Raw genomic sequence first — 19,753 nt, forward strand, 5'->3', positions numbered from 1 at the left:
GCGCGAGGAAGGGGCGTCCCGCTCTCCTTCCTCGCGCACCGGCGCTCACGCACCCACCGGCGACCACGCGAACGCACCGGCGCTCACGCCCGCAGCCACTCCGTGACGACCACCTCCCCGCCGGTCCGCAGCCGTAGCGCGAAGGGGCCGGCCGGGGTCACGTCGCTGGTGAAACGGCCCATGGAGTCGGCCGTGAGGGTGGTGGGGCGCGGTGCCTGCGGACCGCTCAGGACCTCGATGCCGACCGGCTGCGGCGGCATCACCTGGCCCATCAGGCCCTCGCTCGTGACCTCCACGTCGACGCTGAGCCCGCCCGCCGTGAAGGTCAGCATCCGGGGTACGTCCGTGACGCCCCGGACCGGGACGGAGTCGACCAGGGAGTCGAACGTCAGCTCCGCGAGCCGGGCGTCCATGTCGTACAACGCGTAGGCCTCCATGGCGACTTGGCGCAGTTCGGCGGGGAGCGGGTCGAGGATCGCGACCGCCTGCCGCAGCTCCTCCTCCAGCAGGTCGTCGTCGAACTCCGAGCCGTCGCCGTCCGGTTCGCCCTGCGGGTCCTCGAACTCCGCGTCGCCGGACGGGTCCTGGCCGAAGGCGTCGAACGGTCCGACACCGTCGTCGTGCGTGCCGTTCACAGCGCCTCCCCGGCGTCCAGTCGGGCCCGCAGACGGCGCAGGCAACGCTGCCGCATGGGTCCGATGCTGCCCACGGCGATGCCCAGTCCGGCGGACACCTCCTGGTAGCTGGGGGGCGGCGAGGCCATCAGGACCCGCAGCAACTGCCTGCACCGGTCGCCGAGTCCGGCGAACTCCTGCCAGAGCCTGCGGATGCGCTCGGCCTGGGAGGCCGCCTCCTCCGAGTCGAGGAGCGACTGCTCGGGGGTGCGCTCCTCGCTGACGCGGTCGAGGAGTTGGGGGTCGTCCGTGGGCATGAGCCGCCGCAGTCCCTTGATCACCTTCAGGCATTCGTTGCGCGCGGTGCTCGCCAGCCAGGAGCCCGCCTTGTCGGGTTCGCGGATCCGGCCCAGGTGCTGGGCGAAGCGGAACCACACGGTCTGGTACACCTCGGCGGCGTCGGCGTCGGAGAGCCGGTGGGCGCGCACGACCGACCACACCAGTGGGCTGAGGCCCTCCACGAGCGCCTTCCAGGCCGCCGAGTCGCCGTCGACTGCCGACCGGACGAGCACGCCGACTTCTGCACGGTCCACGGTGCATCCCCTCGTGTACGGCATGTCATCGTACGCCGTGGAGGGGAGGGTTCCGGCCCTCATGCCGGTGCGGAGAGCGGCACGACGGGGACCGGGCGCCAGGTGGGCGGGCGCAGCGCCGGTACATGCGCCCCGCGCACTTCGGCGTACTCGGTGTTGGCCGCGAGGAGTTGGGTACGGGCGGCGCGCGCGTCGCTCTCCTTGTTCGCCGTCATGTAGGCGGCGACCAGGCCGGCCGCGACGGGGGCGGCGAACGACGTCCCGCTCCAGTGCGCGAACCCCTCGAACATCACCTGGTCGGGCTTTCCGGCCGAGTTGTCGCCCTGCTGGCTCAACACCCCGGTGTGGCTGGGGTACTGGCAGGTGCAGGAGTAGGTGAAGCCGAACCGGCAGGCGTCGTAGGTGCTGTGCTGGTAGGTGTAGGGGGTGGGTGCGTCGAAGCCGGTGAGGGGGCCGACGAGCCGCTCGCCGGGGGCGTAGGCCTTGACCCAGGCGCCGTGGTTGCTGAAGCAGGCGCCGTACTCGCCGTCGCCGCGCAGTGCGCCGACCGAGAGGACGACGTCCCGGTAGTCGGGCAGGTCGGCGTAGGCGGCGGGCCAGAAGGGGGTGGCGCTGGCGTTGTTGCCGGCCGCCGCGACGAGCAGGGTGCGCTGTCCGCGCAGGGCCTGCATGAAGCCCTCGACGCCCAGGAGTCCGTCGGTACGGCCGTTGCTGGTGCCGGCGGAGAGGCTGATGACGGCGGGCCAGCCGTTCTGGTCGACGGCCGCGAACAGGGCCTCGCCGAAGTCGGATTCGAGGATGGCGCCCGCGTCGTTGAGGGTGTTGCGGACGGTCACCTCGGTGTTGGGCGAGACGGCCGCGACGAGCCCGGCGATGAACGTGCCGTGTCCTACGTACTGTTGGAGGACTCCGGCCGCGTCGGTCTCCGTGATCTGCGGGTCGCCCTGGACGTGGGCCAGCAGCGGGTAGGACCGGTAGTCGTGCATGAGTCCGGTGTCGATGACGAGGACGTCGACGGCGGTGTCCGGGTCGTAACCGGCTTCCGCGGGCGCGGGGTTGGCGCCCTGGGTGAGCGGGGCGGGCACGGGTTCGTCGCCGGGACAGGCGTTCACGGCGATCGACACGACGTGGTTGCGGCTGACCAGCCGGCGTCCGGCGCGGCCCTCCGGTTCGCGCAGGGCGCGCAGCGCGCCCGCGACGGCGCGGTCGCCGCGCCGGTCGCCGTGGCCGGGGTCGCCGACCTGGATGCGGGTGATCCCGGACCGGTTGGTCTCGGGCCCGGCCCGGCGTACGGAGTCGCCGGTGAGACCGGTGGCCTCGGTGAAGTGGGTGCGCACGGTGTCCTCGACGAGGCGGGCCTCCTCGCCGTCGCGGGCGAGCACGACACCCTTCTCGTAGAAGAACTCGGCGGAGTCGTCCGGACCCATCGCGAGCGGGATGTCGGGCATCGAGCGTTGGATCTGGTCGAACTGCTCGTGGAATCGCTGTGGTGCCATGGCGTGTCCTCCCACTGAGGCGGCGGTCGTCAGTCAGAGCCTGCTGGCCCGTACTTGATACAGCGCCAAACGCGTGTGGTCTGCACCGGGGGCCACTACCATCCGAGGAGTGACAGCGGATGGCGACCCGGTTCTCGAACTGCTGCCGATGGTGTTCGCGGCTCCGAGCGAGGCGCTGGCCGGTGCGCGGGAGGTCCTCGACGGCGGTCCTACGGCGTTCCAGGCGTCCGTGGCCCACCATGTGATCGGTATCTGGCAGCGGGACTTCGGCGATCTCCGGCTCGCGCTGAAGCATCTGCGGCGGGCCCGCGACCTGGCCGCGCGCGCCGAGTCGGCGGACCGCGAGGCGGACGTCCTGGGCACGCTCGGGGTGGCGCTGGTGCACGCGGGCCGCACCCGGCAGGGGCTGGCGGCCTTCGAGCGGGGCATCGCCCGCGGCAGCGGGAAGTCCAGGGCGCGTGTCATGTTCCTGCGGGCCTACGCCTGGTGGGTGCTGGGCCGGCACCAGGAGGCGCTGCACGACGTACGGCGGGCGATCCCGGTGCTGCGGCGGACGGACGACGTGATCTGGACGGCGCGGGCGCTGACCCTGCGGGCGACCGTGCATCTGGCGCTGGGCGCGGTGGACCGGGCGGACGCGGACTTCACGGCGGCCGAGCGGCTGTGGGAGACCACCGGCCAGGAGCACGACAAGGCCGACGCGGTGGAGAGCCGGGGTCTGGCCGCGTTCCGCTCGGGCGACATCCCGGTCGCGCTCCGGCTGCTCGACGAGGCCGAGGAGAGGTACGCCAAGCTGTCCACGCCGACGTTCATGCTCACCATCCGGCGCTGCGAGGTGCTGCTGAGCGCGGGCCTGGCGGCGGAGGCGCTGGCCCAGGCGGACACGGCGGTGGGGCTGCTGGACGGCATCGGCGGGCAGTCCACCCGCAAGGCGGAACTGCTGCTGGTGGCCGCGCGGGCGGCGCGGCTGGCGGACGATCCGCCGACGGCCATCGCGCGCGCGGCGGTGGCGGTACGGCTGTTCGCCGCGCAGCGCCGCACCTGGTGGCAGACGCATGCCCAACTGGTGCTGATCGAGGCGAGGTTGGCGGCCGGGCGGGCCTCGGGCAGGCTGGTCGCGGACGCCGCCGCGGTGGCCGGCCGGCTGGCCGCGTTCGGCTCCCCGTCCGCGCCGGAGGCCGCGCTGCTCGCGGGGCGGATAGCGCTGGCGGTCGGCTGGACGGCGGACGCGGAACGGCACTTGGCGGTGGCGGCCCGCAGCAGACGCGGCGGGCCGCCGCTGGCCCGGATGACCGGCTGGGCGGCACAGGCGCTGCGCGCCGAGGCCGCCGGTTCGGGCCGCGGGGTCCTGGAGGCCTGCCGCCGCGGCCTCGACGTCCTGGACGACCACCGTACGACCCTGGGCGCCTCGGAGTTGCGGGCTCGGGCGACCGCGCAGGGCGCGGAGCTGGCGGCGCTCGCGCAGCGGGCGAGTCTCGACTCCGGTGGCCCGCGCAGGCTGTTGGTGTGGAGCGAGCGGTGGCGGGCGACCGCGCTGTCCACCCCGCCGGCCCGGCCGCCCGCCGATCCGGCCCTGCTGAGCGGTCTGACCGCGTTCCGCGAGATCGCCGCCCGCGCGGAGGAGGCCCGCATGGAGGGCCACCCGGTGCCGGCCCTGGAGCGCGAACAGCGGCGCCTGGAACGGGAGATCCGCTCCCGCACGCTGCACATGCGCGGCGACGCGCCCGGCGAGGGCGAGCGCTTCGACCCGACTCGGCTGCTGGCGCGCCTCGGTGAGCGGCGGTTGGTGGAACTGGCCGTGGTCGACGGGCGGGTGCACGCCCTGCTGTGCGGTCAGGGGCGGGTCCGGCGGTTCGCGGCGGGCCCGCTCGCGGAGGCGATGGCCGAGGCGGAGCATGTGCAGGCGGGGCTGCGGCGGCTGGCGCATCCCGGCGCGGAGGCCAGGCTGCCGGTGGTGGAGGCGGCGGGCCGCCGCCTGGAGGAGCTGCTCCTCGGCGAGGCGGCCGGGCATCTGGGCTCGGGGCCGGTGGTGGTCGTTCCGCCGGGCCGACTCCACCGGGTGCCTTGGGCGTTGCTGCCCTCGCTGCGCGAGCGGGTGCACAGTGTGTCGCCGTCCGCGGGCAGTTGGCTGCGCGCCCTGGACACCCGGCCGCCGTCCGGCGGCCGTCATGTGCTGGTGCGCGGGCCCGGTCTCGCGACCGGCGGCGCCGAGGTCCCGGACCTGGCCGACCGTTACGGCAGGCCCACGGTGCTGGAGCACGACGACGCCGAAGTCCCGCGTGTGCTGGCCGAGTTGGACGGGGCGGCGCTGGCGCATATCGCCGCGCACGGCACGTTCCGCGCGGACAGCCCGCTGTTCTCGTCCCTCCGCATGGCCGACGGCCCCCTGATCGTGCACGACTTCGAACGCCTCGCGCGCAGCCCGTACCGCATCATCCTCTCCAGCTGCGACACGGCCCGCCTCGCGTCGGTCGGCGCGGACGAACTCCTGGGCCTGGTCACGGCGTTGCTCCCGCTGGGCACGGCGGGTGTGGTGGCGAGCAGCGCCCCCGTCAACGACGCCGCCGTGGTCCCGCTGATGCTCGCCCTCCACAAGGGCCTGAGCGCGGGCCTCTCCCTGGCGGAGGCCCTGCGCGACGCCCGGGCCGCGCTCCCCGGCGACGCCGTCCACCAGGCCACGGGCTGGTCCTTCACCGCCTTCGGCGCGGCCTGACTCACTGCCTCGCCGGCCCGGCGAGCCGGCGCCGGGCCGCCCGTCACGCCGAGCGCGTCGCCGGCAGTTCCACCAGCCACGGCAGCGCGCCGCGGTCGCTCGCGCCGAGGCGGGTGTAGGCGCTGTAGAGGTGGTTGCCGACCGTGCGGACCGAGAGGGTGAGGCGTTCGGCGATCTGGCGGTTGCTGAGGCCCGCGGCGGCGAGGGTGACGATCTGCCGCTGGCGGGCGGTGAGTTCGCCGAGGACCAGACCGGACAGCGCCGGGGTGCGGGCGCCCTGGCAGCGGCGGGCCAGCGCGACCGCGCGGGTGCGGGACTTGCGGGCGGCGCGCGGGTCGCGGTGCGCGCGGACGGCCTGTGCGTGCGCCTCGGCCGCGAACAGCAGGAACCCGCGCCGCTCCAGCTCCCCCGCCACTCTGTCGAGTGCCGGCCCGTCGCCGTCGACCAGTGCCTCGGCGTGCCGGGCGAGGACGGCCGGTCCGTCGCCGGGCAGCCGGGCGAGCCGGCCGGCGACCTGTTCGGGAGCGCCGAGGCGTACCGCGTCGTAGAGGGCGTACGCGGCGGGCCTGCCGTCCTCGGCGTCGCCGCGCCGGTTCGGGGTGAGCGCCTCGGCGACGGTCTCGCGGGCCGTCTCCACATCGCCCCGGGCCGCCGCCGCCCAGCCGGTGGCGGGGCGGTGGGCGAGGGTCTCGCCGGTGTCCGGCACATCGCCCGACTGGGCCGCGGCCAGGGCGAGTTCGGCCCCGCAGAGCGGGTCCGCCAGGGTCTCCCGCAGCCCTTCCCTGGCCCAGGCCGCGGCCTCGCGCAGTTCGCCGCGCAGCCGCGCGAACCGGGCGCGGACGGCCGCGTACCCGGCCGGGACCGGTGCCCCTTCGGCCGCCAGCCACTCCCCCACCGGCGTCGGCAGCGGCCGTACGTCGGTCCGGTCGATGCGGTCGGTGAGCGCGGCGCGTTCGGCGGCGAGGGCCGGGACGCACTGGTCGGGTGTGCGGGCCAGGCGGCGGGCCCGGAGCCGGCCGGCGGCGGCGCGCAGCGCGGGACCGTGCAGAGGGTGGGTGAGGCGGACGGCGCCCAGGTCGTCGACCTGGATCAGGTCCTCGGCCTCCAGGCGTTCCAGGACGTCGAGGTCGAAGTCGTCCGTGGCGGACGCCAACGGCTCGGCGAAGGCCAGCCGTTCGAGGCTCTCGCGCTCGTCCAGGCCGGTGCGGGCGAGGACCCGCGCGGTGCGTTCGCGGACCGCGGCGGTGACCGGGACCGGGCCGCGCCAGGCCCACTCGTCGGTGTCCGTGGCGCGGGTCAGCAGCCCGCGCTCGCGCACCGCGCCGAACAGGTCGCGCAGCAGCCGCAGATCGCCCTGGCAGAGGTGATGGAGACGCTTGACGGTGAGGGGTTCCAGCGGGCCGCCGGCGCCCGCCGCCAGCAGCTGGGCGATCTCCTCGCGGGGCAGCGGCTCCAGCGCGAGGCGCGGCAGCAGCTCGCCCGTCCACAGACGGGACACCGCGCCGGGCACCGGTTCGCCGTCGGCGACCACGACGATCAGGCGGGTCCGGCCGTGGACGGTGAGCTGATGGACCAGGGCGGCCGAGGAGTCGTCCAGGAGGTGGGCGTCGTCGATCAGCAACAGCCGTGTTCCGGACAGGAGTTGGACCGCTCGGTGCAGCGAGACGCTCTCGGGCAGCAGGTGGGCGAACGCAGCGAAGGGCAGCGCGCGGGTCTCGGGCGTCCCGGTGACCCGCAGGCATTCGCCGCCCCGGACGGCCTCGGTGACCAGCCGGGTCTTGCCCCGGCCGGCCGGGCCGGTGACCACGATGCCGTGCCGGCCGGCCGTCAACGACCCGCGGATCAGTTCGAGTTCGTCCTCCCGGCCGGTGAACGGCCAGGGCAGTTCGAGGGTCTTCGCGTCCTGTTCGAAAGTCATCACGCAGATATGAGTCGGGCTACTCATCCCTGATACAGGGTGACTTGAGTAGCCCTCGACTCAGGCGCCCGGGTGCGGTCACCGGCACTCTGGTCGCATGACCGCTCGCTACTGCTCCCTCGCGCAGCAGCCGGCCCCGGAGTTCGGACCGGGACTGGCCGCGGAGCGGCGCGGTGCGCTCGTCGGCGGCAGCCGCATGTGGGTCAACGGCACGGTCCTGCACTACTACTTCTACGATGTCGCCCACGCCGACCGGGCCGCGGGCGCCGACACGTCCGTCATCCCGATGCCCGGGACCGGTGAGCTGCGGCGGGTGCCGTGGGCCGGTGCCAAGGAGCAGCAGGAGGTCGTGCGCGAGTGCTTCCGTGAGTGGCGGGGGCTCGGCATCGGTGTCGACTTCGCCGAGGTAGGCGACCGTTCGGAGGCCGAGCTGCGGATCGGGTTCCAGGCCGGTGACGGTTCCTGGTCGGCGGTGGGCCGCGACGCGCTCACGGTCGGTCTGGGCGACCGGACCATGAACTTCGGCTGGGACCTGACCGCGCCCGGACAGCGTGGCACGGCGCTGCACGAGATCGGGCACGCGCTGGGCATGCTGCACGAGCACCAGAACCCGTTCGCCGGGATCCACTGGGACGACGAGGCGGTGTACGCCGAACTCGCGGGCCCGCCGAACTTCTGGAGCCGGGACCGGACCCGGTGCAACATCCTGCGCAAGCTGGACCCGGACGAGGTGAACGGCTCCGTCTGGGACCCCCAGTCGATCATGGAGTACCCGTTCGCGTCGGGCCTGATCCTGGAGCCGGAGGAATACCGTACGGGCCTGCACCCGCACGGCGGTCTCTCCTCCTGCGACAAGGAGTTCGTACTGCGCTGGTACCCGCCCGTCGGCCCTCCCCGGCCGGCCGAGCTGGTGCCGTTCCGTTCGGCCCCGCTGCGACTGGGGCCGGGCGAGCAGACCGACTTCACGATCGAGCCGGCCCAGACGCGCGAGTACGCCGTCGGCACCTTCGGGGACAGCGACGCGGTCGTCGTGGTCTTCGAGGAACGGGACGGCGAACCGCGCTTCCTCGCCGGGCAGGACGACGGGGGAACACCGCGCAACGCCACACTCAAGGTCCGGCTCGTCAAGGGCCGCCGCTACTTCGTCCGTGTGCGTCTGTACTCCACGTGGGGGTCGGGGGACACCGCAGTGATGTGCTGGTGACAGCACGGGTACAGGCGCACGCGGGCGGACGGACCACAGTCCGGCGCCGGGGGAAGCGGCCGAGGAAACGTCGCCTTCGGGGGAGGGAGACGTTTCCTCGGCCACGCCGCTGTGTTCAACGCCGTTGGCCGACGGCGTAGTTGTGCGCTAGGCCCCCGACTCCAGTGGCCGGGAGGGGTCCTTGGACCACTCCTCCAGTGAGCCGTCGTAGACGGAGATGTCCGTACGGCCGAGCAGGGTGAGCGCGAGTGCGGCGCCCGCGGCCGAGATCCCGCCGCCGCAGTACAGCACGACCGGTGAGGCCTCGGGGTCCAGGACCGCGCCGACCCGCGACGCGAGTTCCGCGTGGGGCAGGACGTGTCCGGATTCGTCCAGGAGGCCGCGTCCCGGAAGGCTGCGGCTGCCCGGGATATGACCGCGCCGGCTGTAGCGGGTGGGCACCGAGCCGTCGTAGCCGCCGGGCGGAAGGGCGCACACGAGCGTGCCGGGGCGTTCGCCGCGGCTGATGGCGGCCACGTCCTCGATGCCGGACCACAGGTCGGGACGGACGACCGGGGTGAGGGGACGGACGTCCGGCACCGGGCCGACGTCGTCGCCGGAGGCGAGCGGGCGCCCGGCCCTCGCCCACCCTTCGAGACCGCCGTCCAGGACCGCCGCCGGTACGCCGATCGCGCGGAGCATCCACCACAGCCGGGCCGCCCAGATACCGCCGCCGCTGTCGTACGTGACGACCCCGGTGCCCTCCCCCACACCCAGCCGGGCCAGCGCGGCGGCGAGCGCCCCGGGCGCGGGCACGGCGAAGTGGTACGGCGCCTCGCGGTCGGAGAACTCGCCGGTCAGGTCGGCGTGTCGTGATCCGGGCAGGTGCCGCTCGGCCCAGGTCCCGCGCCCGCTCACGGAGCGGTGGTCGCCGTCCTCACGGGGTGAGGGCAGCAGCGCGGTGGCGTCGAGGACGACCAGCCGGGGGTCGTCGAGATGGGCGTCGAGCCAGGTGTCGTCGACCAGCGGGCCGGGCAGCGGGGAGAGGGTCATGGCGGCCGATCGTACGCCCGCGACCTGGGCGTCTCACCCATCGGGCATGGATATCCCATATTCCGGACCGGGCTTGCACAGAATCCGGGTGGTGCGGTTATCGTTCGGCCATCTACGCGGGAGCCCCTACCCGGTTGGGCTGAGAGGGCGTCTGGGACCGGCTCGTCGAGAGTCCGGCCCCCATGGGGACGCCGACCGCACCACTCGCGCCTCAGCGCCCGCGTAGGAGTTCACGTGTCCGCAGCAGTCGAGCCTCAGCACCCGGTGGTCAACTCCCCGGCGCGCCGCTCCTGTTGTTGTCGCACGCACTGATCCACCGCTTCCGCGCGCTCCCCCTTTCCTCCCTTCAGGCGCCGTCACGCCTGCGCACGTCTCGGAGTACCCCCATGTCGCACATACGGGTCATGCTGGACTATTTCCACCCGTGGCCGAATTCGGCCGGTCTGTACGTCGCCCGTGCCCGCCGCTGGTACGCCGAGGCCGGTCTCGACGTCGAGCTGGTGGTCCAGGATCCGGGACGCGGGGACACCCTCGAATATCTGGCGCGGGGCGAGGTCGACTTCGGCATCTTCCCGCCGAACCGCCTGCTGGCCCGGCGCGCCGAGCACGGCCAGCCGCTGATCGCCGTGTCTGCGGTCAACCACCGCGGCCTGGAGGCGATCCAGACCACCGTCTCGGCCGGCATCACCCGCCCCCGCGAGCTGGCCGGCCGCCGGATCGCCTACAACCCCACCCCGCGCGGCCGGGCCATGGTGCGCCATCTGGTGGCGGCCGACGGCGGCGACCCGGACGCCGTGATCAGCGTGGACGCCGGTGCGCGGGAGCTGACCGTGGACGACATCGCGGCGGGCGAGGCGGACGCCACCTTCGGCAACTACTGGTCCTGGGACGCGCTGCGCGGCGACCTGCCCGAGGAGCAGCGGCTGACCTGGCCGGTCGACGAGATCGGCGCCCCGCGCTACCACAGCTATCTGCTCGGCACGAGCGAGCGGCTGCTCGGCGAACGCCCCTCCCTCGTAAGGGACTTCCTGGCCGTCACGGCCCGCGGCTACGCGGCGGCGGCCCAGGAACCGGACGCCACACTGGAGTTGCTGGAGCGAGTCATCCCCTACTTCCCGCGCCCGCTGATCGCCCGCTCCCTGGCGCTCGTAGCGCCCACCTGGACGGACCCGGACGGTCGTTGGGGCGTCATCGACGAGGGCCGGATGGGGCCCTACGCGCACTGGCTCGCCGAGAACGGCGCGATCCCCAACGACCGGGACTGGGCCAAGTCCTTCACCAACGGCCTGCTGGACGTGGCCACATGAGAACCCTGGCCTGCCAGGCACGGTCGCTGACCCGGCGCCTCGCCGTCGACTTCATGCGGGTGGGCAGCGCGCTGTGTCGGCCCTGACCGGACCGACCCGCCAGCCCGACCACCCCTCGAAGGACCCGACATGCATCGCCGTACCGCCCTGGCCGCCCTGGCCACCACCGCCCTCCTCGCCGTCACCGGCTGCTCCGCCGACTCCACGGCCGCCGCGAAGGACGGCACCACGACCGTCACCCTCGCGCTGGACTGGACGCCCAACACCAACCACACCGGTATCTACGTCGCCCAGGCCAAGGGCTGGTTCAAGGCCGCCGGGATCGACCTGAAGATCGTGCCCTACGGCTCGACCGCGCCCGAGACCCTGATCGCCAACCACAAGGCGGACTTCGGGATCTCCTACCAGGAGGGCATCACCACCGCCCGGGCCGCCGGCCAGGACATCACCTCCGTCTACGCGGTGACACAGAAGACCGACGTGACGATCGCCGTGCGCGCCGACCGCAGCGACATCACCTCGCCGAAGGACCTCGACGGCAAGACCTACGCCGGTTTCGGCGCCCCGTACGAGCAGCCGCTGCTGCGGAAAGTGATCCAGAACGCGGGTGGCGAGGGCGACTTCAAGCAGGTCACCCTCAACACCTCGGCGTACCAGGCGCTTTACGCGGGCAAGGCGGACTTCGCGATGCCGATGCCGACCTGGGAGGGCCTGGAGGCGGAGCTGAACGGCAAGCCGCTGAAGAACTTCCAGCTCTCCGACTACGGCTTCCCGGCGATCTACTCGACGCTCGTCGCGTCCTCGGATCAGTTCCTGAAGAAGAACCCCCGGCTCGCCAGGGAGTTCCTGGCCGCCGTCGACAAGGGCTACCGCTACGCCGCCGAACACCCCGCCCAGGCGGCCGACCTGCTGATCGCGGCGAACAAGAGCGTCCTCACCAACACCGAGCTGGTGCGGGAGAGCGAGGCACTGCTCGCCAAGGAGTACTACAAGGGCGCGGACGGCTCGATCGGCACCCAGAGCGCGGAACGCTGGCAGGCCTTCGCGGACTTCGAGTACAAGGCGGGCCTGCTGGTCGACGCCAACGGCAAGAAGCTCACCACCGCGCCGAAGGCGTCGACGTTCTTCACCAACGCCTACCTCCCGGACACCAAGTGAGGCCGCTGCTGCGGTCGTTGTGGCCGCCACTCCTCGTCCTCGCCGTACTCCTCGGCGGCTGGCAGCTCTACGTCACCGCCGCCGGGGTCGATCCGACGACGCTCCCCTCCCCCGCCCGGGTCGTGGAGCAGGGCTGGCTGAACCGCCAGGACCTGTGGGACCAGACCCTCCCCACCCTCCAGGAGACGCTGCTCGGCTTCGCTCTGTCGTTCGCGGCGGCCTGGCTGGTCGCCGTCGTCCTCGACTTCTCCTCGGCGGCCCGCCGGGGTCTATACCCGCTGCTCGTCGCCTCGCAGACCGTCCCGATCGTGGCCGTGGCCCCGCTGCTGATCATCTGGTTCGGCTTCGGACTGCTGCCGAAGATGCTGGTGGTGACCCTGACGACGTTCTTCCCGCTCGCCGCGAACCTCGCGGCGGGCTTCGCGGCGACCGACCGCGAGGCGATGCGGCTGCTGCGCTCGCTGGGAGCGGGCCGTCTGCGCACGTTCCGGCTGGTCCGGGTGCCGAGCGCGATGCCGTACTTCTTCGCCGGGCTCCGCGTGAGCATCACCTACGCCGTCGTCGGCGCCGTCTTCGCCGAGTACGCGGGCGCGGAGGCGGGCCTCGGCATCTATATGCAGGCCCAGAAGAGCGCGTTCCGCACGGACCTGGTCTTCGCGGCGGTCGCGGTGACCGCCGCGCTGAGCATCGCCCTGTTCGGCGCGACCTTCCTGCTGCAACGGCTGGTGCTCCCGTGGGAACGGGCGCTGAAGGAGGAGAGGTCGTCATGAGCAGTCTGCGGATCGAGGGCGTCGGCAAGTCGTTCGGCCCCCTCGAAGTGCTGCGGGATCTCGAACTCGGCGTGGAGCCGGGCGAGTTCGCGGCCGTCATCGGCCCGAGCGGCAGCGGCAAGAGCACCCTGTTCAATCTGGTCTCCGGCCTCGACCGTCCCACGTCGGGTCGGGTACTGGTGGAGGGTGAACCGGCCGGAGTGGAGTCGGGCAAGGTCGCCTACATGCCGCAGAAGGACCTCCTCTTCCCCTGGCGGACCGTGCTCGACAACACGGCACTGGGCCTTCAGGCACAGGGAGTCGGGAAGAAGGAGGCACGGCGCAGGGCCGACGCCCTGTTCGCGGACTTCGGCCTCGACGGCTTCCAGAAGGCGTATCCGTCCCAGCTCAGCGGCGGTATGCGGCAACGCGCGGCGCTGCTGCGCACGGTCGTCCTGGAGCGCCCGGTCCTGCTCCTCGACGAACCCTTCGGCGCGCTCGACTCACTCACCCGCACCGAGATGCAGCTGTGGCTGGCCGGCATGTGGCAGCGCCACCGCTGGACGGTCGTCCTGGTCACCCACGACATCCGCGAGGCGGTCCTGCTCGCGGACACGGTCCACGTCCTGTCACCGCGCCCGGCCACCGTCGTCGACCACGTCGAGGTCCCGCTCGCCCGCCCGCGCGGCGCCGACGACTTCACGAACCCCGACTTCGCGGCGACCGAGCGCCGTGTCCTGGACGCCCTGCGCGGCACGACTGCGGTGAGGACGGCGTGAGTTCACACCTCGCCCACGGCCTGGGCACCGACCCCGTCGCCCCCGACTGGCCGCCCCTGACCGACATCGAGGTGACCGACGTCGTGGGCCCGGCCCGGGTCGTCTGGCGCAGCCCGCGCCCCCTGTCGGCGGCGGCCGTGGTGGAACGCGCGGGCCGCCGGCTGTTCGTCAAGCGCCACCACACCTCGGTCCGCACCCTCGAAGGCCTGACCGAGGAACACGCCTTCCTGCGGCGGCTACGGCGACGCGGCGCACCCGTGGTCGAGGTGCTCGACGCGACGACGCGCGGCGAGTGGACCTACGAGGTGCACTCGACCGGCACCGGCATCGACCTCTATCGGGACGCCCTGTCCTGGTCCCCGTTCCGCTCCCCCGCCCACGCGAGAGCGGCCGGCGAGGCGCTGGCCCGACTGCATCTGGCGGCGGAGGGTTTCGACGCGCCGCGCCGCCAGGTCCAGCCGCTGGTGGCGTCGTTCACCGTGTTCGCGTCGGCCGACCCGCTGACGGAGCTGGAACGGTACGTGGCCGACCGCCCCCAACTGGCCGCGGGCCTGGTGGACTTCCCGTGGCGCGAGGACACCCGGCGGGTCCTGCTCCCGCTGCACGAGGAACTGGCCCCGCACCTCCCGGGCCTCACCCCGCTCTGGACCCACAACGACTGGCACGCCTCCAACCTCCTCTGGAACGAGGACGGTTCGGTCGCCACGGTCCTGGACTTCGGCATGAGCGACCGCACGACCGCCGTGCACGACCTGGCCACCGCGATCGAACGCAACACAGTCCAGTGGCTCCGGCCCGGCTTCCCGGTCCGCGAGGAGGACGCCCTCGCGCTCCTGGCCGGCTATCAGTCCCTACGTCCGCTCGGCCCCGCCGAGTCGAAGGCGCTCCCCGCGCTGCTTCCCCTGGTCCACGCCGAGTTCGCGCTCTCCGAACTCGGCTACTTCCACGGTGTGACGCGCTCGGCGGAGAACACCCGGCTGGCGTACGAGTACTACGTGGGCCACGCGGAATGGTTCGCCGGGGAGGGCGGACGGCGTCTGCTGGACCTGTGCGGTGCTAGCGGGGCGGCAGTTCACGGCTGAAGACGACACGGGGTCGGCCCGGCCCGTCGTAGTCCTCGACGGTGCGCGCGTCGAAACCGAGGGTGCGGTGGAAGGCGATGGACCCCTCGTTGGTGACCGAGGTGATGGCCTTGAGGCGGACCGCGCCCTGTCGTGCGGCGGTCTCCATGAACGCCGTGTACAGGTCGCGGCCGAGCCCGGTGCCGCGGGCGTCGTCCCGGGTCGCGATCAGGTGCACGTATCCGGTGCGGTCGGGTGTGACGAAGCCGAAGAGGTAGCCGCGGATGCCGTCCTCGGCCCGGGCGACGAGACATGTCGACCCGAACTCCTGGACCAGCGCGGTGAGATGGAGCGCGCGCAGGTCGCGCTCCCCCCAGTAGCGTGCGTGGTCCGCCAGGACCTGGTGGAGGTCGGTGACGTCGGCGGGTTCGATACGGACGGCCATGGCGTCGATCATGGCAGAACCCGTCAGGGCCGGGCGAGGACCGGCCCCCAGTCGAACGGCGGGTCCGGGATGTCCGCGCGCAGCGCGGGTGCCACCGCCGATCCGAACAGCTCCAGCGAGTCGCGGTGCTGACGGTCCGTCAAACCACTGGCGTCCGCGTGCAGGTGGAGCACGGTGTGGCCGAACCGCTCGTGGTAGCGGTGCACCTTGTCGATGACCTGCTGGGGGCTGCCGATCAGCGCGGAGCTGCGCTCGACGTAGTCCTCCAGGGTCTCGAAGACGACGGGCAGGCCGACCTGTCTCTGGAAGGCGAGGTTGCTCTCGAAGACCGGGCGGTAGGCGGTCAGCGCCTCCTGGGTCGTGGGAGCGACGTAGAGGCCGGCCGTGCCGGCGCCGACCGCGATGTCCGCCGGGTCGTGGCCGTAGTGCTCCCAGCGTTCCCGGTAGTGGCGGATCAACTCGGCATAGGGCTCTATGGGGTTGGTGACGTTCGCGGAGAACAGCGGGTCGCCGTAGCGGGCGGCCAGGTCGACGCTCTCCTTGCTCGTCGCGCTGCCGTGCCAGACCCGGACCGGCTGCTGGTAGGGCCTGGGCCACACCTCCGCGTCCTTCAGTTCCGGGCGGAAGCGGGTCTTCGCGGTCACCTTGTCCTGTCGCCACAGCTGCCGGAACACCTCGTAGCTCTCGGCGTTGCGCTCCCACTGGTCCTCGGGCGTGACGTGGAACAGCTCGCGCTGAGCCGTGCCGTTGCCCTTGCCGATGATCAGGTCGAGGCGTCCTCCGGAGAGGTGGTCGAGCGTGGCGTAGTCCTCGTAGGCGCGGACCGGGTCGAGGAGGCTCAGGGTGGTGACCGCCGTGAAGAGGCGGATGCGGCGGGTGAGCGCGGCGACGTGGCTGAGGACGACGGTCGGCGAGGAGGAGATGAAGGGGCGCTCGTGCCGCTCCCCCACGCCGAAGCCGTCGAAGCCCAACTCCTCGGCCAGCACCGCGTTGTCGAGGACCTCGCGGAAGCGTTCGTGCGTCGACTTCCGGATGCCCGTGACCGGGTCGGGGCGGTGGACGATGAGGGTGATCGCGAGGAACCTCACGAGGCCGCCCGATCCTCGCGCACCTCGTCGGGGTGCGCGAGGCCGAGGTGGTCGCGGAGGGTCGGGCCCTCGTACTCGGTGCGGAAGACGCCCTGTTCCTGGAGGAGCGGGACGACCTTGTCGGCGAAGGGGTCGAGTCCGGTCGGGGTGATGTGCGGGACGAGGATGAAGCCGTCGCTGGCGTCGGCCTGCACGAAGTCGTTGATGGTCTTCGCGACCGTGGACGGGGAGCCGATGAAGGCCTGCCGGTTGCCGGTCTCGATGACCAGGTCGCGGATGGACCAGTTGTTGGCGGCGGCCCGCTCGCGCCACTCGCGGGCGGTGGCCAACGGGTCGCGGTACATGCGGACTTGGGCGCGGCCCTTGGAGATGTGGTTGTCGCTGACGTCCGGGTCGACGTCGGGCAGCGGGCCGTCCGGGTCGTAGGACGACAGGTCCCGGTTCCAGACGAACTCCAGGTGCTTGATCGCGGTGGCGCCGCTGACCTGCTGGCGGCGGACCTCCTTGGCCAGGTCCTCGGCCTCGGCGTCGGTGTCGCCGAGCACGAAGGTCGCGGCCGGGAGGATCAGCAACTGGTCGGACCTGCGGCCGTACTTGGCGAGGCGGGACTTGACGTCGGTGTAGAAGGCCTGGCCCTGGTCGAGGGTGCTGTACCGGCTGAAGATGGCGTCGGCGGAGGAGGCGGCGAACTCGCGGCCCTCGTCGGAGTCGCCCGCCTGGAAGATCACCGGGCGGCCCTGCGGGGAGCGCGGGACGTTGAACTGGCCGTGGATGTCGAAGTGTTGGCCCTGGTGGACGAAGGCCCCGGCCTTGGCGTCGCTGAGGAAGGTGCCGGTGGCCTGGTCCGCGAGGATCTCGTCGCCGCGCCAGGAGTCGAAGAGTTCCTGGGTGGTGGCGAGGAACTCCTTGGCCCGGGAGTAGCGCTCGTCCTGCGGGAGGAAGCCGCCGCGGCGGAAGTTCTCGCCGGTGAACGCGTCCCAGGAGGTGACCACGTTCCAGGCGGCGCGGCCGTCCGAGAGGTGGTCGAGGCTGGCGAACTGGCGGGCCACCTCGTAGGGCTCGTTGAAGGTGGAGTTGATGGTGCCGGTCAGGCCGAGGTGCTCGGTGACGGCGGCGAGCGCGGCGAGGATCGTGAAGGTGTCGGGGCGGCCGACCACGTCCAAGTCGTAGATCTTGCCGCCCTGTTCGCGCAACCGCAGGCCCTCGGCGAGGAAGAGGAAGTCGAACTTGGCGCGTTCGGCGGTGCGGGCGAAGTGCGCGAAGGAGCTGAACTCGATGTGGCTGCCGGCCGCGGGGTCGCTCCACACGGTGGTGTTGTTGACGCCCGGGAAGTGGGCGGCCAGGTGGATCTGCTTCAGGGGCTTGCTCATGTCGTACGGTCCTCCGGCTCAGGCGTTGGCGGCAGCGGCGTAGCGGTTGGCGGGGCGGGCGAGCCCCAGCAGGCCGCGCAGGGTGTCGGCCTCGTAGGCGCGGCGGAAGGCGCCCCGGCGCTGGAGTTCGGGGACCAGGCCCTGGGTGATCGCCGGCAGGTCGTGGCCGGCGACGGCGGGCCGCAGCCGGAAGCCGCTCAGCCCGGCGGACTGCAACTCCTGGAGGAGGTCGGCGAGTTGGGCGGGTGTTCCGGCGAAGATCCGGGCGTCGCTGGTGTACGGCTCCCCCGCGAGGGTGTCGAGGCGCTCGCGGCGGGCGACGGCCGTGCTCTCCTCGTCGTCGAGGAAGACGACGAGGTCGCCGAAGATGTGCAGCGGTTCGCCGGCGCGGCCGGCCGCGTCCTGTTCGGCGCGGATCTCGGCGACGATCGCGCGGGCGTCGGCGGTGTCGTGCGGGGTGACGTAGCCGACGTCGGTGGCGCGGGCCACCAGCCGGTAGGGGATCGTCTGGTGGGCCAGGGAGCTGACGATCGGCTGTCCCTGCGGCGGCCGGGGGGTGATGGAGGGGCCCTTGACGCTGAAGTGGCGGCCCTCGAAGTCGATGTAGTGCAGCTTGTCGCGGTCGACGAAGCGGCCGGTGGCGACGTCCCGGATCTCGGCGTCGTCCTCCCAGCTGTCCCAGAGACGGCGCACGACCTCGATGTAGTCGGCGGCCTCGTCGAAGTGCTCGGCGAGGTGCTCCTGTCCGGCCGGGGTGCGCAGGCTCTCCAGGCTGATCGGCGGGACGTCGCGGCGGCCGAAGTGGTCGGCCTCGTGCGGGCGGGCGGAGAGCTGCACCCGGACACCCGCGCGGCCGGTGCTGACGTAGTCGAGGGTGGCGATCGCCTTCGATATGTGGAAGGGCTCCGTGTGTGTGGACACCACCGTGGGGACCAGGCCGATGTGGCTGGTGAGGGGGGCGATGCGGGCCGCGGTCAGTACGGCGTCGAGGCGTCCGCGGACCTGGTCGGTGCGGCCGTCGAGCTCGCCGTAGTGCGAGGACTGGAGGCCGAGGCCGTCCTCGAAGGTCACGAAGTCGAGCAGGCCACGCTCGGCCTCGGCGACCTGGTCGGCCCAGTAGGTGGCGGTGAACAGGTCGCGGGGCCGGGCCGCCGGCTCGCGCCAGGAGGCGGGGTGCCAGCCGGTGCCGTCGAGGGCGACGGCGAGATGCAGTGGAGAGGGGGAGGTCGATGACACGAGGGGTGCCTTCCTGGAGGTCCGTACGAGAGCGCCGGCCCGGGGGAACGGGCGGACGGCGGGTGGGCAACGGGGTCAGGGGCGACAGAGCGCGCCGGCGATCCGCAGCAGGTCGATGTGCTGTCGGGTGGTGAGTCGCACGTGGAGGACGGCGGCGCCGCACATGTGCTCCACCTCCACGGATTCCGGCTTCACTGGGGGCAACCTCACGGCAGTGCCGTTTCTTCCGGACCGGCGGCGGGCGTCGGGCCGGTGAACCGTACGAACGAGAAGACCGTACGGGCGCGCAGGGTGAAGCCGATCGACTCATAGAGCCGGATGGCGTCGGTGTTGGTGGCGGCGGCGTGCAGGAACGGGTGGTCGCCGCGCTTCTTGATGCCGGCGGCGACGGCGCGGACCAGGCGGGTGGCGAGGCCCCGGCCGCGGTGGTCGGGGTCGGTGCACACGGCGCTGATCTCGGTCCAGCCGGGCGGGTGGAGGCGCTCGCCGGCCAGGGCGACGAGCCTGCCCTCGTGGCGGATGCCGAGGTAGGTGCCCATCTCGACGGTGCGGGGCAGATAGGGGCCGGGCTCGGTGCGGGCGACCAGGTCGAGGATCTCGGGCACGTCGTCCGGGCCGAGGCGGACGGCCTCGGGGTCGGGTTCGGCCCGCAGTGCGGTGTCCACCAGTTGGACGCCGTGTCCGGAACGGACGATCTCCCAGCCGTCCGGGGTCTCGCTCACTCCGCGCACGGCGGCGGTGCCGCCGGGGCCGACGAGGGTGGCCAGGTCGGCCCAGGCGCGCGGGTCGTCGTTGTCGGTGATGGCGTGGAAGCCGGCCACGTCGACGGGGTAGCGGGCGGCGCGCCCGACGCGTTCGGCGAGGTGGGCGTGCGGGCCGGTGAGCGCGGCCCAGGCCGGGTTGTCGAGGACGTGGGTGGTGATCGTCGCGGGACTTGCGGTGACAGACATCGGGTGACGGCTCCGGTACGGGTCGCACGGGCCGGGGACC

Annotated in this window: 18 protein-coding genes; 7 read left to right on the plus strand and 11 right to left on the minus strand. The window is 72.9% G+C overall.

The annotated features are described in order from the left end of the window. Window positions 1-83: 83 nt before the first annotated feature. Genes ACIQPR_RS42765 through ACIQPR_RS42775 form a run of 3 tightly spaced genes read right to left on the minus strand, consistent with a single transcriptional unit; the run spans window position 84 to window position 2,703 of the window. Window positions 84-635: a hypothetical protein gene (locus ACIQPR_RS42765; protein WP_403660883.1), complete on the minus strand. Its 552-nt coding sequence runs from the start codon at window positions 633-635 to the stop codon at window positions 84-86. Beyond that, window positions 632-1,270 carry an RNA polymerase sigma factor gene (locus ACIQPR_RS42770; RefSeq protein WP_403660886.1) on the minus strand — a complete coding sequence of 213 codons (639 nt, stop codon included), beginning with the start codon at window positions 1,268-1,270 and terminating at the stop codon, window positions 632-634. The genes ACIQPR_RS42765 and ACIQPR_RS42770 overlap by 4 nt, the downstream gene beginning before the upstream one ends. Further along, window positions 1,267-2,703, minus strand: coding sequence for a S8/S53 family peptidase (locus tag ACIQPR_RS42775; protein WP_403660889.1), 1,437 nt, complete (start codon window positions 2,701-2,703; stop codon window positions 1,267-1,269). Before ACIQPR_RS42775 ends, ACIQPR_RS42770 begins: the two co-directional genes overlap by 4 nt. 109 nt (window positions 2,704-2,812) lie before the next feature. On the opposite strand from ACIQPR_RS42775, the gene ACIQPR_RS42780 reads away from it, so the two are divergent. Beyond that, window positions 2,813-5,416, plus strand: a complete 2,604-nt coding sequence (locus ACIQPR_RS42780; RefSeq protein ID WP_403660892.1) for a CHAT domain-containing protein — start codon at window positions 2,813-2,815, stop codon at window positions 5,414-5,416. 43 nt (window positions 5,417-5,459) lie between these two features. On the opposite strand, the gene ACIQPR_RS42785 is transcribed toward ACIQPR_RS42780, so the two are convergent. Continuing rightward, a complete protein-coding gene (locus ACIQPR_RS42785) occupies window positions 5,460-7,334 on the minus strand; it encodes a LuxR C-terminal-related transcriptional regulator (RefSeq protein WP_403660895.1) in 1,875 nt (624 codons plus the stop codon). 97 nt (window positions 7,335-7,431) lie between these two features. Here ACIQPR_RS42785 and ACIQPR_RS42790 point away from each other — a divergent pair, with 97 nt between their 5' ends. Beyond that, window positions 7,432-8,538 (plus strand): M12 family metallopeptidase, encoded by a 1,107-nt coding sequence (locus ACIQPR_RS42790; RefSeq protein ID WP_403660897.1) that lies wholly within the window; start codon window positions 7,432-7,434, stop codon window positions 8,536-8,538. A gap of 147 nt (window positions 8,539-8,685) precedes the next feature. On the opposite strand, the gene ACIQPR_RS42795 is transcribed toward ACIQPR_RS42790, so the two are convergent. Next, complete coding sequence (locus ACIQPR_RS42795) at window positions 8,686-9,570, minus strand: sulfurtransferase (RefSeq protein ID WP_403660900.1); 885 nt, start codon at window positions 9,568-9,570, stop codon at window positions 8,686-8,688. Window positions 9,571-9,956: 386 nt separating this feature from the next. Here ACIQPR_RS42795 and ACIQPR_RS42800 point away from each other — a divergent pair, with 386 nt between their 5' ends. From ACIQPR_RS42800 to ACIQPR_RS42820, 5 genes are all read left to right on the plus strand, one after another. Next, window positions 9,957-10,877 carry an ABC transporter substrate-binding protein gene (locus ACIQPR_RS42800; RefSeq protein WP_403660903.1) on the plus strand — a complete coding sequence of 307 codons (921 nt, stop codon included), beginning with the start codon at window positions 9,957-9,959 and terminating at the stop codon, window positions 10,875-10,877. A gap of 129 nt (window positions 10,878-11,006) precedes the next feature. Next, window positions 11,007-12,035, plus strand: a complete 1,029-nt coding sequence (locus ACIQPR_RS42805) for an ABC transporter substrate-binding protein (RefSeq protein WP_403660906.1) — start codon at window positions 11,007-11,009, stop codon at window positions 12,033-12,035. Continuing rightward, window positions 12,032-12,805, plus strand: a complete 774-nt coding sequence (locus ACIQPR_RS42810; protein WP_403660909.1) for an ABC transporter permease — start codon at window positions 12,032-12,034, stop codon at window positions 12,803-12,805. Before ACIQPR_RS42805 ends, ACIQPR_RS42810 begins: the two co-directional genes overlap by 4 nt. After that, window positions 12,802-13,563, plus strand: a complete 762-nt coding sequence (locus tag ACIQPR_RS42815; protein ID WP_403660912.1) for an ABC transporter ATP-binding protein — start codon at window positions 12,802-12,804, stop codon at window positions 13,561-13,563. Before ACIQPR_RS42810 ends, ACIQPR_RS42815 begins: the two co-directional genes overlap by 4 nt. Beyond that, the gene (locus ACIQPR_RS42820) at window positions 13,560-14,645 is read left to right on the plus strand and encodes a phosphotransferase enzyme family protein (protein WP_403660915.1); all 1,086 of its coding nucleotides are present in this window, start codon (window positions 13,560-13,562) and stop codon (window positions 14,643-14,645) included. The genes ACIQPR_RS42815 and ACIQPR_RS42820 overlap by 4 nt, the downstream gene beginning before the upstream one ends. Here ACIQPR_RS42820 and ACIQPR_RS42825 read toward each other — a convergent pair. The 6 genes from ACIQPR_RS42825 to ACIQPR_RS42850 form a co-directional block, all read right to left on the minus strand. Next, window positions 14,620-15,069, minus strand: a complete 450-nt coding sequence (locus ACIQPR_RS42825; protein WP_403660918.1) for a GNAT family N-acetyltransferase — start codon at window positions 15,067-15,069, stop codon at window positions 14,620-14,622. The two genes, ACIQPR_RS42820 and ACIQPR_RS42825, sit on opposite strands and share 26 nt — an antisense overlap. Window positions 15,070-15,092: 23 nt before the next feature. Beyond that, window positions 15,093-16,157, minus strand: coding sequence for an LLM class flavin-dependent oxidoreductase (locus tag ACIQPR_RS42830; RefSeq protein ID WP_403660921.1), 1,065 nt, complete (start codon window positions 16,155-16,157; stop codon window positions 15,093-15,095). Next, window positions 16,154-17,527, minus strand: coding sequence for an NtaA/DmoA family FMN-dependent monooxygenase (locus tag ACIQPR_RS42835; protein WP_403660924.1), 1,374 nt, complete (start codon window positions 17,525-17,527; stop codon window positions 16,154-16,156). Before ACIQPR_RS42835 ends, ACIQPR_RS42830 begins: the two co-directional genes overlap by 4 nt. Before the next feature lie 18 nt (window positions 17,528-17,545). Further along, window positions 17,546-18,763 (minus strand): LLM class flavin-dependent oxidoreductase, encoded by a 1,218-nt coding sequence (locus ACIQPR_RS42840; protein ID WP_403660927.1) that lies wholly within the window; start codon window positions 18,761-18,763, stop codon window positions 17,546-17,548. Between the two features lie 75 nt (window positions 18,764-18,838). Continuing rightward, window positions 18,839-18,958: a putative leader peptide gene (locus tag ACIQPR_RS42845; protein WP_403660930.1), complete on the minus strand. Its 120-nt coding sequence runs from the start codon at window positions 18,956-18,958 to the stop codon at window positions 18,839-18,841. Window positions 18,959-18,969: 11 nt separating this feature from the next. Further along, entirely contained in the window at window positions 18,970-19,713 is a 744-nt protein-coding gene (locus ACIQPR_RS42850) for a GNAT family N-acetyltransferase (protein ID WP_403660933.1), read from the minus strand. Between the last annotated feature and the right edge of the window lie 40 nt (window positions 19,714-19,753).

Source organism: Streptomyces sp. NPDC091280 (assembly GCF_044768565.1).
Taxonomy (GTDB): domain Bacteria; phylum Actinomycetota; class Actinomycetes; order Streptomycetales; family Streptomycetaceae; genus Streptomyces.